General features: G+C 40.1%; 13 protein-coding genes. 7 read left to right on the forward strand and 6 right to left on the reverse strand.

Features of this window, described 5'->3' with window-relative positions:
* Nucleotides 1-20: 20 nt before the first annotated feature.
* Nucleotides 21-1832, reverse strand: a complete 1812-nt coding sequence (locus GO816_RS18015) for a class I mannose-6-phosphate isomerase (RefSeq protein WP_157543350.1) — start codon at nt 1830-1832, stop codon at nt 21-23.
* Between the two features lie 250 nt (nt 1833-2082).
* Here GO816_RS18015 and GO816_RS18020 point away from each other — a divergent pair, with 250 nt between their 5' ends.
* Nucleotides 2083-2814 carry a GntR family transcriptional regulator gene (locus tag GO816_RS18020; RefSeq protein ID WP_157543351.1) on the forward strand — a complete coding sequence of 244 codons (732 nt, stop codon included), beginning with the start codon at nt 2083-2085 and terminating at the stop codon, nt 2812-2814.
* 158 nt (nt 2815-2972) lie between these two features.
* Here GO816_RS18020 and GO816_RS18025 read toward each other — a convergent pair whose 3' ends face one another.
* Complete coding sequence (locus GO816_RS18025; protein WP_157543352.1) at nt 2973-4457, reverse strand: hypothetical protein; 1485 nt, start codon at nt 4455-4457, stop codon at nt 2973-2975.
* A gap of 131 nt (nt 4458-4588) precedes the next feature.
* Here GO816_RS18025 and yiaA point away from each other — a divergent pair, with 131 nt between their 5' ends.
* The 3 genes from yiaA (at nt 4589) to GO816_RS18040 (ending at nt 6313) form a co-directional block, all read left to right on the forward strand.
* Entirely contained in the window at nt 4589-5056 is a 468-nt protein-coding gene (gene yiaA, locus GO816_RS18030; RefSeq protein ID WP_157543353.1) for an inner membrane protein YiaA, read from the forward strand.
* Nucleotides 5057-5186: 130 nt separating this feature from the next.
* The gene (locus GO816_RS18035) at nt 5187-6041 is read left to right on the forward strand and encodes an SPFH domain-containing protein (RefSeq protein WP_157543354.1); all 855 of its coding nucleotides are present in this window, start codon (nt 5187-5189) and stop codon (nt 6039-6041) included.
* 101 nt (nt 6042-6142) lie between these two features.
* On the forward strand, nt 6143-6313 hold the full coding sequence (locus GO816_RS18040; RefSeq protein ID WP_157543355.1) for an Arc family DNA binding domain-containing protein: 171 nt from the start codon (nt 6143-6145) through the stop codon (nt 6311-6313).
* Nucleotides 6314-6390: 77 nt separating this feature from the next.
* On the opposite strand, the gene GO816_RS18045 is transcribed toward GO816_RS18040, so the two are convergent.
* From GO816_RS18045 to GO816_RS18060, 4 genes are all read right to left on the reverse strand, one after another.
* Complete coding sequence (locus GO816_RS18045; RefSeq protein WP_157543356.1) at nt 6391-6756, reverse strand: response regulator; 366 nt, start codon at nt 6754-6756, stop codon at nt 6391-6393.
* The gene (locus GO816_RS18050) at nt 6749-8302 is read right to left on the reverse strand and encodes a PAS domain-containing sensor histidine kinase (protein ID WP_157543357.1); all 1554 of its coding nucleotides are present in this window, start codon (nt 8300-8302) and stop codon (nt 6749-6751) included. The genes GO816_RS18045 and GO816_RS18050 overlap by 8 nt, the downstream gene beginning before the upstream one ends.
* A 112-nt stretch (nt 8303-8414) precedes the next feature.
* On the reverse strand, nt 8415-9284 hold the full coding sequence (locus tag GO816_RS18055; protein WP_157543358.1) for a YitT family protein: 870 nt from the start codon (nt 9282-9284) through the stop codon (nt 8415-8417).
* Nucleotides 9274-9864, reverse strand: coding sequence for an HD domain-containing protein (locus GO816_RS18060; protein ID WP_157543359.1), 591 nt, complete (start codon nt 9862-9864; stop codon nt 9274-9276). Before GO816_RS18060 ends, GO816_RS18055 begins: the two co-directional genes overlap by 11 nt.
* A gap of 178 nt (nt 9865-10042) precedes the next feature.
* Between GO816_RS18060 and GO816_RS18065 the strand changes: the two genes are divergently transcribed.
* Genes GO816_RS18065 through GO816_RS18075 form a run of 3 tightly spaced genes read left to right on the forward strand, consistent with a single transcriptional unit; the run spans nt 10043 to nt 12731 of the window.
* Nucleotides 10043-11287 (forward strand): sensor histidine kinase, encoded by a 1245-nt coding sequence (locus GO816_RS18065; RefSeq protein WP_198171573.1) that lies wholly within the window; start codon nt 10043-10045, stop codon nt 11285-11287.
* A 24-nt stretch (nt 11288-11311) separates the two neighbouring features.
* Complete coding sequence (locus GO816_RS18070) at nt 11312-11695, forward strand: response regulator (protein ID WP_157543361.1); 384 nt, start codon at nt 11312-11314, stop codon at nt 11693-11695.
* Nucleotides 11688-12731: an adenylate/guanylate cyclase domain-containing protein gene (locus GO816_RS18075; protein WP_157543362.1), complete on the forward strand. Its 1044-nt coding sequence runs from the start codon at nt 11688-11690 to the stop codon at nt 12729-12731. Before GO816_RS18070 ends, GO816_RS18075 begins: the two co-directional genes overlap by 8 nt.
* Nucleotides 12732-12758: the final 27 nt, after the last annotated feature.

The raw sequence follows: 12758 nt of genomic DNA on the forward strand, positions 1-12758 counted from the left end.
TATAAAAAGTTTATGGCTGCTTATTTTAAAAAGGCTTTTATAATTTTCAGCGGCGTGCTACCTAAATTGGTTAACGTGTAGCTACCTGCTCCGGCCGGTACAACAAAGGTTTCGGCGTATGCAAACGTCTGGTTTGCGCTTCCAGGTGTTTTAACGGTTACGCTCTCCCCTTCTACTACCATCAGCACGTGGCAACCACCGTTTAATTCAACATGCGCTTCGTTGGCAAATTCCAGCCGGTGCACATCGTAAAAGTGTTCTGAATGTGTAGGTAGATGAATAACTTTTACATCATCAGTTTGGCTTAACACAGCAGGCTTTGAAATCAGTTCTTCCTGCACGCGTTGCCCTTTACGAGTAAAATCAAGGTTATTAAAGGCGTGATCAATATTTATTGGTCTTGGATTGCCTTCTAAGTCAAGGCGAAGCCAATCATACATTTTAAAAGTGAAGATGTAGGGTGTAGCGCTAATTTCAAGCACTAAATTGCCGGCGCCCGCGCTGTGTACCGTTCCGTTAGGTATTAAAAACAGGTCGTGCTTTTGCGCAGCGTGTACCTGTACATAGATTTCCATATCCAGCGGCTTGCTTTCAGCCTGGCTGCTTTCCAATGCCGATTTAAACTCCTCCGGGTTTATTGAATCCTGGAAGCCAAGGTAAACCTGTGCGTCAGCATCGCAATCTAAAATATAGTAGGTTTCATCCTGGGTGATACGCTCGCCAAAGTTTTCCTGAATATATTCGAGAGATGGATGGCACTGAATTGATAAGTTACCGCCTTTAACAGTATCTAAAAAGTCAAAACGTATCGGAAACTCATCGCCAAAAACCTCAGCGTGGCTACCAAGTACCTCCTTGCCGTTTTGAAACATCAACATATCAAACGACACTTCAAGCAACCAACCGTCACTTTCAAACACCAGCCCGTTTTCGGGTACAATGAGTTCAAATGACCATGCATAATTCACTGCATCGGGGTTAACGCCTTCAATGTTTGATTTAATCCATTGTCCTCCCCATGCACCAGGTTCAAACCAGGGGCGCACGCGTAAAGGCATAGTAGTTAAAGTTTTCAGGCCACCTCTTAGTGTATTACCGGTCATCCAGTTAACATTATTTGGCCATTGTCCGTCGGCTATTACATCTATTTTGCTCAGTATATTTTTCTTATGTTCGTTTAGTAATACCCAGTCAACAAAGTAAAACCGTTTGTACATGTAAAACGGTTCATAGGTGCGCTCACTGCCTAAGTTGGTGATAGACTCAGCGCGCATTCTGAACTGTAATTCGTTCTTTGGTAAATCAAAATACACCAATACACCGTTCCAACCGGCCAAAGCCGCACCAGTACCAATAATGATATTAATATCTGCTTCGGCATCTGGTGACTGCATCTCTACAGCCGATTGATCAAAGTAGTCTACTAGTGTTAGAGTGCATCTGGTACCCCAAACAGACTCATAAGTGCCCATGAACGGAGCAACCATATCATCAATTACTGATGCCGGCTTTAAAAGCGTTGCTGCATCAACCCAGTTAACTTTAAGTCCTTTATTTTGTAAGCAACTTTGCAAAGCTGTTTGAACCTCTCTCCAAAACACACCTACATAACCATCAATAATTACCGTTTTTTGCCCGGCAATCCATTCGGCCAAACTTTCATACCCATTTTGTACACTACCGGCGTGAAGTGAGCAAGCTGGATAAATGTTGTATCTGGCCGACTTTGAAATTGACGTATCAATGCGCTGAGGCATCAGGTATTGCGTAGTTTTTCTCGCGTCGGTAGTATTGCTGCCCGGCAGCGTTTGAACAAGAGTAGATTCGTTCATATAATGTTATAATGTATGTACATAATAATAAGCAAAGCCTAAGGATGCTTATTTATATTCGAGGAATTCAGCAAAAGCTGACAATTGGTTTATTGTTTATATGTACAAACATAATTATAATTTACTGATTGCAAATTTTTTTTGATTTATTTTTTATGCTGATATAAAGCGAGTTGAAATATGCATAAACGATATATGTACATACATTTAAAGTTTTAAATAAAAGCCTTATTATTGTACTAAGTACACAATGAGAAAGTATAGCATCGATCATAAAAGTCCGGTTCCATTACATGCACAGGCCGAAACGCTGCTTAGGCAGCTGATACAAGAAGAAGATTACAGAAACGGAAAGGTACTGCCTAATGAGGTTGAGCTTGCAAAAAAGCTTGCCATCTCTCGCACAACGCTTAGGCAATCAATAAACAAGCTGGTTTTTGAAGGGTTACTGGTTCGTAAAAAGCGCTCAGGTACGAGAGTTGCTCAAAATGTGGTAAGCTCAAAGTCAAACAACTGGCTTTCGTTTTCGCAGGAGATGAAGCTGCGTGGTATTCCTATTAAAAACTTTGAACTGCATGTTACATGGGTAACACCCGATGAAGAACTGGCAGCTTTTTTTGAGATAAAACCCGATCGTAAAGTACTTAAACTGGAGCGGGTACGCGGCCGACCCGACGAGCCTTTTGTATACTTCGTATCGTACTTTCACCCAAGGGTGGGCTTAACCGGTGAAGAAGACTTTAAAAGGCCGTTATATGAAATGCTTGAACAGGAGCATTCAATTATAGCTACCCTGTCAAAAGAAGAAATTAGCGCGGTTGCAGCCGATGATAACATAGCCGATAAATTACGTTTGCCGGCTGGTAGTCCGCTGCTTTTCAGAAAAAGATATGTTTTTGACCCTGGTGAGCGGGCAATTGAATATAACTTAGGTTATTATAAAGCAAGCAGCTTTGTGTACACCGTTGAAAGTACCAGGTAATTACAAAGCTATAATGGCACAGCCTTACAAATCTGTATCTGCTTGTAAATATCAATCCTCAAATCGTTATTTAAGCAGATATAGATGTTACTGTGTAAATGCCTGTAACTAGCTTAGGCTATAAATGATTAGCAGCAATAGCTGCAAACGCTTCTTACCTACTTTTGTATTAAGTTGAGCACAGTTTTATAAGCATTGTCCTTTTCCCATCTTGCTATAAGCCAACCAATAAAACTTAGGGTGAATATATCGTTGTTTTCTTGTGCATTTGCCATTGCGAGTACCGAATGTTTGTATCGCTCGTCATCAATTACATTAGGGTTGACCAAATATCGCTCAACAAGTTTAAGGTAATTAAGCACCCGCTGTTCTGATGTTTTTAACAGGTAACTTTTATACCTGCGCCTAAAGCTTTGCAGACGCGAGGTTGCCAGTTCAATGTTTGAAAATTGTGCATAAATCAGCACTTCCATCAAATGCTTCCTGATGCTCCAAAGCATACCCATCTTCTTTTCATACCAGGCATCGGTTTGGTTAAGCATACTTACATATTTCAAACTTGCACGGTTGTCATTTAAGGCCAAAAACATAGCCAGGCAAATGCGTAAATCTTCTATATCTTCAAGTTTGGCACTATGCTTTTTACCACTAAGTGCAGCCTGAAGCACATTTATCGCAGCATCAGCAAAACCTGAAAAAAACTTATTGAGAGCGTACAGTAACTCGTACCGCATATAAAATACGTGATAATACTTTCCTCCTTGCATAAGCTCCATCATTTCACTTAAATGATGCATACTCTTTGCAAAATTCTTTTGCCTTAAATGGAAGTTTGCCAGGTAATACAAAACATGTATGTGGTAGTAAGTATGGGACTTATTCTCTGCTGACCTAAGTTCGATAAAGCGGCTAACCCGGTTAACAAATCTTTCAATCAGTTGATAGTTCTGCTGTATGGCTGCATACTCGTTAGCAATAAAAAGAATTTGGTAAACAGATTTATGGGTCATTAAATCAGCCATTGAAATTTTATACCTGCGAATGGTTGCTATGACAAGACTTGTAAGGTTTACCACCCTCCCCTCCTGGTGTATAAACTGCAACTGCTGCCTCAGGTAAGCATATGCTACGTTCAAATTAGCTTCGCGCTGCATGTATAATTGATTTTGAGTAAAGCGTGCAGTAATTACATCAAAACTTGCGGCTTGCGGCAAATGAGCATATTGCAGTTTGAGCAACAAAATTTCATTGAGCAAGTTGAATTGTTCTGCACGCTCCGCCGATGCTTCGGCTTTTTCCAAGCATTTAAACGCCAATTTTACCAAATCATTTTCCAGCAGATAACGGGCAACAACTAGTAAACGCAATGCGCTCTGACTTTCGGAGTGGCTGCTTTCAAATGTTTTACCAGATAAAAATATCACCAAATTATCTTGAAGCCGCTTACGCAATGCATGGTAGGCATCTTTATTTTTATCCGGATTATATAACTTATTAAGACTATCTATATCGTCAGCTCTTATTATATTCAGTAAATCCAGATTCTTAACGTCATTGCGTTTATTCTTACGCTGTAAATACCACTTAAATTGCTTAAAATCCGTTTCATCAAGTAATTTAACAAGCTCATTCAATGAGTCCATACGCTGTTGCTAATAGTTATAAAACTATAAAATTCTACATTTATATCGTCAGTTATTTTAATATTTAAGCTTTTAGAGTTAGCGCTGTCGGCCCATCTTTGCTTTCATAATAACATCAAAAAACAAATATTATGGAACCGCTACAAAACAAAATGGAAGAAGCTACAATCAGCAGTAAATACGCAGATCGCGTTAGAAATCCTTACAAACCTACAGCTGCGTTTACCGGAGCATCATGGTTTGCTTTATTGGCCGGCGTAGTTGGCTATTGCATTGGTTTATGGAATGCCAGCATGCAATTAAATGAAAAGGGTTATTATTTCACTATTTTACTATTCGGACTATTTGCCGTAATCTCTGTACAAAAAAGCGTTAGAGACAGGGCCGAAGGACTTATTGTTACCGACCTATACTATGGTCTCAGCTGGTTTGCCACTATAGCTGCAATGATCTTACTAACTATAGGACTTTGGAATGCAGACTTGGCAAGAAGCGAAAAAGGCTTTTATGCTATGGCTTTCTGCTTAAGTATGTTCTCGGCTATTGCTGTACAGAAGAACACCCGCGACTCAAAATTGTTAGCTGACAAGGAGCTGTAACGTAGCGGTTACCAACCCGCAGTGCATTGCCTTGCAAGCCTGCGGGTTTTTTCTATTCCAATGAAATTCATTTTGATTTGTCAAATACATTTTGATATCTTTATGATATCAAAATAAATAACAAGTTGACATGGAAAACGAAAAATCAATCAAACCACTTTCTGGTTACGGTGCACTGCTCCTTTTTTTAGTATTAGGTGCAACATGCGTTTACCTGGGTATACAGGAGTACATAGCCGCTTGCGTTATTGTAGCCCTTATTGATTTAATTTTATTATCAGGCCTTATTATCATTAATCCAAACGAATCTAAAGTACTCACACTGTTTGGTAAATACTCAGGAACCGTTAAAGCAGATGGCTTTTTTTGGGTTAACCCCTTTACCGTAAAAAGAAAAGTATCACTTAAAGCCAATAACCTTAACGGACAACAGCTTAAGGTTAATGATAAAATGGGTAACCCTATTGAAATTGCAGCTGTAATTGTTTGGCAGGTTAATGATACCGCTAAAGCAGTTTTTTCGGTTGAGAACTATGTACAGTACGTAAACATACAAAGCGAAGCAGCAGTACGCCATTTGGCCAACACGTTTGCATATGACAATATGGAAGATGAATCTGCCGAGGTTACCTTGCGCGATGGAGCCGACCAGGTTAGCGAGATGCTGGAAAAGGAGCTTAATGAACGCTTGTTCCGCGCCGGCATCCAGGTACTTGAAGCGCGAATCTCTCACCTGGCTTACGCACCTGAAATTGCTAACGCCATGCTGCAAAGACAACAAGCATCAGCAATTATAGCAGCACGTAAACAAATTGTAGAAGGTGCGGTTGGCATGGTTGAAATGGCGCTGGCGCGACTGTCTGAAAAAAATATTGTAGAGTTTGATGAAGAACGCAAAGCAGCCATGGTAAGCAATTTATTAGTAGTACTTTGTGGAGAACGTGCGGTATCGCCGGTTGTAAACACAGGTACACTATACCATTAATTAATTACCAGCTCATTAGAACTGGCTTAGGTTAAGCTATTTAAAATATGAAGTTTTTAATTTTTACCAGCCGAAGGCTAACACCTTTGATATGAGTAATTATGGCTGAAAAGAAATCATTTGCGTTAAGGGTAAGTGCCGAAATGCTCAAGGAGATTGAAGAATGGGCAAACGATGAGTTCAGAAGTATAAACGGACAAATTGAATACTTACTTAACAAAGCAATCAACGAACGTAAAAAGTCGACAAAAAAAGGCAAGGAAGCAAAGTAACGGGACCGGTATAACTCTTACTAAACATAAAAGCTGCACATGCAAATAATGTACAGCTTTTATGTTTTGATTTAATATTATGCAGCAATAACCTGCTCAACCCTGCTTATAAGCTGTTCCAGGTCAAATGGCTTTGCCAAAAACCCATCGGCTCCGGCTTCAGTGGCTATACGCTCGCCCTCACGGCTGGCAGAAATAACAATTACACGCAAATGTTCGGTGTCGGGGCTTCTACGCAACGTTCGCAAAACCTGATCGCCAGAGAGCACGGGCATCCACAAATCAAGCAGCACAAGGTCTGGTTTCTCGCGCTTTATTTCTTCATATATCTGCAAGCTGTTTTGAACTGGTATAGTTTGATAACCGCTATCACTCAATATCAATCCCAACATATCTAAAATACCTTCATCATCATCGCAGATCAGTACTTTTTTATCACTCATAACTGATCCTTTCATTTAACGGAAGCGTGAAACTGAATGTAGAACCCTTACTAGGCTCGCTTTCAACCCACAAACTACCACCATGATTTTTAATTATCTGATCGCAGATATATAATCCAATTCCCATACCCGGGAAGCGCTGTTGTATTTCTCCAACGCGGTAAAATCTTTCAAATATTTTCTTTTGCTCATCAAGGCTTATGCCCATTCCATAGTCGGTTACGGCAAACTTTAAATAGTTGCTCACACGCGACAAGTAAACCTCCACCCTGTTTGCGTCAGGTGAGTATTTAATAGCGTTTGACAGCAAATTATTTATAACTTGGGTTATATGTGATTCATCTCCTTCAAAGCTATCGGTTGCCTCACCTTTAACTATTATTTGATGACTTTGATTGGCAGCCTGCAGGTTTTCTACTACCTCATATACCGTTTTATCAAAGTTAAAGGGTTCTTTGTGTAATTCAATGTTGCCAGTTTGAATACGCGAAACATCAAGCAGCTCTGCAATAAGGCTATTCAATCGCTCTACATATACACCGGTTTTAGCCAAAATTTCTTTGAACTTCTCCGAGGCATCTTTAGGCAGCAGCCTTTGCATTATCTGCACATAACCTTTTATAGTTGTAAGTGGCGTTTTAAGCTCATGGCTGGCAATAGAAAGAAAATCATCTTTACGGCGCTCAATATCGCGGCGGTCTGTTATGTCTTCTATCGCAATTAGTATGCGGTCGCGGTAATGCCCTTCCAATTCAATACGATGGGCGTTTAGCAGCATCAACTTGCGGCCAATATGCGGAAAGTCGTGCTCTACTTCGAACTCCTCTACCGGGTTATTGGTTGGCAATATTTTTTCCAATAACTCTTTAAGTTTAGGTATATTCCATTGGCCGTTACCTAACTCGTACAAACTTTGTCCTTCTGTCTCTTCTTTCGAAACTTTGAATGTTTTTAAGAAATGACTGTTTACACTTAGCACAGTTAAATCCGGATCAAGCACAATTAAGCTTTCGCGTACAGTTTGTACAATACTTGCTAAATACTCTTCGTTTTCGCGTAAGCTTTTGGTACGTTCTTCTACACGCTGTTCCATGACATCTTTTTCATGTTCCAGCTCAGCCTCAGCCTTCTTACGGCGCGATATATCATTTTGTACGCCTATAAAATAGCAGGTATTGCCCTTAACATCTTTAATAGGTGACATGTAAAGCTCGTTCCAAAACAGCGAACCGTCTTTCCTGTAATTACGAATTTCAAGAACTATGCTTTCACCTTTAGCTATAGCGTCCTTCAGTTGCTGGCGCTGAATTTGATTCCGATCGTCTTTTTGTAAAAAACGACAGTTATGTCCAATTATATCCTTACGGCTGTAGCCGGTTATGCGTTCAAAACCCTTGTTGCAGTAAATAATGGGATTATCAGGTTGTTGGTTATCTGTAAGAATAACACCCGATAATGAAGCATCCAAAGCCTTTATCAGCAGACTAAGATCTTGCTTAACTGTATCGTTTGAAAAGCTGAATTCTCCGTTGTTTAAACTATCCAATGTATCTTATTTTTCTGGAGTTATTTAACAGTACGCCTATTAAATAGTTTTACATACGAAGAAGTAAAAGACTTAATTGAGGTAAATGAAAAAAAAATTAATTTATAGGTTATTAGTGCCTTGCGCGGCGTTTTAATATACCTCCGGAAGCTTCTTTGATAATGCCAGTAAAGATGAATGCTTTGGGGTCAAGATCGTGCACAATATTACGCAGGCGCCTTACCTCAAGCCGGGTTACTACAGTGTAAATTATATCAACCGGATGGCTTACGTCAAAACTATCTTTTAAAAATCCACGTTCACCTTTGTAAACTGTTATACCGCGACCTAAATTCATCACAAGTTCTTTTTTAACAGCTTCACTTTCGCCCGATATGATGGTTACTCCGGTATACTCTTCCAAACCTTCAATTACAAAAGTAATAGTTCGCGAAGCTGTGTAATACGTAAGTATGGAGTATAACGCAGTAGGTAAGCCTAACTTAATACCGGCTATTAAGAAGATAACAATGTTTATACCGAGTATAATCTCGCTTATGGTGAAGCTTATACGTTTACCGGTATACAAAGCCAACACCTCAATACCATCAAGCGCACAGCCTCCGCGCATTGCCAAGCCCACACCAATGCCCATAAACACACCACCAAAAATAGAAACCAGTAGTTTATCGCTTGTTACTGGTTCAAAAGGAATGAGTAGTAAAGCCAGGCCTAGCAAAATAACTGCTATAAGAGTTTTAACAGCAAACATTTTGTTAACATGGTAAGCTCCCATTACAATAAACGGAATGTTTGCCAGTACAATTACGTAAGCAATGTTTGAGTGGTAGGTTTCGTGTATTAATAGTGATATACCGGTTACACCGCCATCAAAAAAGCTATTGGGTACCAAAAAACTTTTTAAAGCAAAACTACAGAACAGGATACCAAGGAGGGTGTAAAATATGTCGGTTAACCAGTGCGGCAGAAGTCTATTTTTCATGAAGGTGTAAGCGAGCTTTAATTTCTGCTAAATTAAGTTCTTTTTGCGCTTGTCGGGTATTAATTGATGTTTTTGTGAAATATTGATGCTCTTGCAAAAATTTCACCTGCTTTTTATCCCAGTCTTCAGCGTTGGTCACAGCCCCTAAATGCTTAAGTTCGGTGTATAATTTTTCACTTATTACTGCAAAGTCTGTACGTCCCAAATAATCTAAATCTGCATCAGCCAATATTTGCTCTACGTGATTTTGAGGCGCCTGGGGAAGCCGGGTTGCGCGTATCATACTGCGTATAATGGCTATCTCCTTGTCATTATACCCAAACTCAGGTAAATACTGCTTTGTTATTCGGCATGATACTTCCTCGTGGTCAGTAATACCTTCAAGGTAACCGGCATCATGATACCATGCAGCCGCCAAAAGCAAATCAGTTTCGGCTTCGTTTACGCCTTCAGCCCTTGCAATAGTTAAGGCTGCGTTGTGCACATCAAGTGTGTGGTTTGCATTATGGTAAGTAAAATGTGGCGGCAGTTCCTGCGTTAGTTTTTGCAAAATATATTGCCCTGCCCTCTCAGCTCGCATAGGTTTATTTTATGCAGCTAATATATAAATAGTTTGCTTTGCTGCACGCTTTGTGCTGTTTGAGTATACCATTATTTAATTATCTTTAGCATTCATTCTTTTTATACCTGGGCCTATGAGCTTTTTAACTTACTTGTCTATTTTTTTGCTGTTTAACTGGCTTAACAGGGCTGTTAAAATGACGCAGTTAAGTTTTAAGTGGAAAGCAGTTTTAGGAATAGGCCAGGGCGCCGCAGCAGTAGCTTACTTTGTTTTAAAAAAGCCTTTGAGCGATGAGGTGCACCTGCTTATAGGAAGTATTGCCTTAGGAGCCATCATCAAATACTTTAATGAGCAGGAAGATTTTAAATCCTTCCGCTCATACTTTGAATCTCACTACCCGCTTATTGCTGTTGGAATACTGATATTTCTTATTTCCATTGTTGTACCAAGTTTTTACGATGAGTATGATCAATACTTTTTGCTACCGTTAGTTGCAGCTTTTATTTGGGTTATTAGCCGTTGGGCGGCATCAAAAAAACAACGGGAAGAGCTTCTTTTATACAAAGCCAAAAATGAGGAACTGGACCGCCTTGTAGCCGAACGCACTGCTGAAATTCAAAATCAGAAAGAGGAACTGGAAGCAACTATTGAGCTTTTACAAAACACTCAGCAACAGCTTATACAGTCAGAAAAACTTGCCTCGCTTGGTGAGCTTACAGCCGGCATTGCGCACGAAATCCAAAACCCGCTTAACTTTGTAAACAACTTTGCCGAAGTAAGCAGCGAACTGCTGGTTGAAATGACCCAGGAGCTTGCGAAAGGCGACCTTGAAGAGGTAAGATACATTGCTGATGACATCAGGCAAAACCTTGAAAAAATTTCACAGCATGGCAAACGTGCCGATAGCATTGTAAAAGGTATGCTTCAGCACAGCCGTACAAGCAATGGTCAAAAAGAGCCTGTAAACGTCAACAACCTTGCCGACGAATACATGCGGCTGGCTTATCATGGTTTACGTGCTAAGGATAAAAGTTTCAACTCTGAGTTAGTTACAAATTTTGACAACTCATTGCCTGAGGTAAATATTATTCAGCAAGATGTAGGACGTGTGCTGCTCAATTTGTTTACTAACGCGTTTTATGCCGTGCATCAAAAACAAAAAGAGCTTGGCCAAACCTTCCGGCCAAAAATTGAGGTTTCAACGCGTTTGCAGCACAACAATATTGAACTAACCGTTAAAGATAACGGCACTGGTATACCTGAGGCCATACGCGATAAAATTATGCAACCCTTTTTTACAACCAAGCCTACAGGCGAAGGTACCGGGCTTGGCTTGTCGCTCAGTTATGATATTATTGTAAAGGGTCATAACGGTAATATTGCCATTGAATCTGAAGAAGGGAACGGCTCTGTGTTTATCATTACCCTGCCAATTATTTAATTATTACTATATTTAGGGGCATTTATGAAAATTTTGGTTGTTGATGATGAGGCCGATGTTCAGCCGTTGTTTTTACAATGTTTCCGTAAGGAAATACGGAATCATGTTTTTGATTTTGACTTTGCCTTTTCAGGAGAACAAGCTCTTGATTATTTAAAAGATAAGCATTCAGAGGTTGTGCTCATACTATCAGACATAAACATGCCCGGCATGAGCGGTATCGAATTGTTAAGTACCATACGCAAGGATTATGATAACCCACCGCCGTTGGTGATGATGATAACAGCCTATGGCGATGAGGAAACACATACCAATGCGCTGCAGCTGGGCGCGAATGACTTTTTGACAAAGCCGCTTGATTTTAACTTACTTAAAGAGAAACTAAACACGGTACTACATAATGGCTAAAATACTGGTTGTTGATGATGAAGCTGACTTGGAGATACTGGTTAAGCAAAAATTCAGAAAGAAAATCAGGGAGAATATTTATGAGTTTGTTTTTGCGCAAAACGGCGAAGAAGCCTTAGAACGTGTGCAGGAACATGCCGATATTGATATTGTTCTGAGCGACATAAATATGCCGGTTATGGATGGCCTGACTTTGTTAAGCCGTTTACCTGATGCCAACCCTATGCTTAAGGCGGTGGTTGTTTCGGCCTATGGCGATATGCAGAGCATTCGCTCGGCAATGAACCGGGGCGCTTTTGACTTTGTTTGCAAGCCTGTTGATTTTGACGATCTTGACCTTACCATGCAAAAAACCATTGAGCATGTTAAGCAACTGCAGCAAACCATTAAAGCCATAAAAGAAAACAACATATTAAAAATGTATGTTGACGAAAACGTACTTAACTTCATGACACATAAGGAGTTTGAAAACAGCTTGCTTAAAAATGAAGTTTTGAGCGGTACTGTTATGTTTTTAGATGTTTGTGGCTTTACAAAAATAACCGAACAGGTACCTGCCAACACCGTGGTTGAACTTTTGAACAGCCTGTTTGACCGTATTGTTAAAGAAATTATTGCACAAGGAGGCCATGTTGACAAGTTTATGGGCGATGCTGTAATGGCTGTTTACCGTGGCGATTACCATTTAGACCGTGCAATTGATACGGCCCTTGCCGTGAAGGCACAAATGAGTTCAATTCAACCAATAGTAATTGGCGATAAAACCTTCGAGGCTAACATTTCGGTTGGTATAAACTCCGGAGAAATGGTGTCAGGCAATATCGGTTCGGCATCATTAAAACGTTTGGATTATACCGTAATTGGCGACTCGGTGAACCTGGCGCAACGCCTGCAGTCGGTAGCCAAAGCAGGGCAAATTGTAATTACCGAACCTGTTTACCAACAGGTTAAGGAATCATTCAAGTTTGAAATGCTTGGTGAGGTTTCATTAAAAAACAAGGCAAATCAATACACCATCTACAACGTTTTAGAATAAGATTAAGCCTGCTACTGTTCTGTTTGG

It is taken from the genome of Mucilaginibacter aquatilis, from assembly GCF_009755275.1.
In the GTDB taxonomy this organism is placed as follows: Bacteria; Bacteroidota; Bacteroidia; order Sphingobacteriales; family Sphingobacteriaceae; genus Mucilaginibacter; species Mucilaginibacter aquatilis.